We start from the raw sequence: 257 nt of genomic DNA on the forward strand, positions 1-257 counted from the left end.
CGACGCGGCGGTCTCTCCCGATCTGCAAGCGAACCTGCCGACCTACATCGACTATGGCCCCGGTAATCCAACCGCGTACAAGATCGGCAAGATCTCGCCTCAACGGGCAGGCGAACTCCCCAGCTCCCCGCAAAATGCCGCGAAGCAGGCCCTGCTCTCCGAAGAATGGTGGGCGTCGCCCAACGGTATCCAGGCGAAAGCCCGCTGGCTGAAGTTCATGCAGCAATAGTGCCGGAAACGCGCGACGGGAGACGCTG

Annotated in this window: 1 protein-coding gene; it reads left to right on the forward strand. The window is 63.0% G+C overall.

Annotation, left to right across the window (positions count from 1 at the left end; translation table 11 throughout):
* Positions 1 to 229, forward strand: a 229-nt coding sequence (locus SB752_RS32840; protein WP_486320410.1) for a hypothetical protein, incomplete at its 5' end; no start/stop codon positions are given.
* Between the last annotated feature and the right edge of the window lie 28 nt (positions 230 to 257).

It is taken from the genome of Brevibacillus sp. SIMBA_040 (assembly GCF_046535075.1).
In the GTDB taxonomy this organism is placed as follows: Bacteria; Bacillota; Bacilli; order Brevibacillales; family Brevibacillaceae; genus Brevibacillus.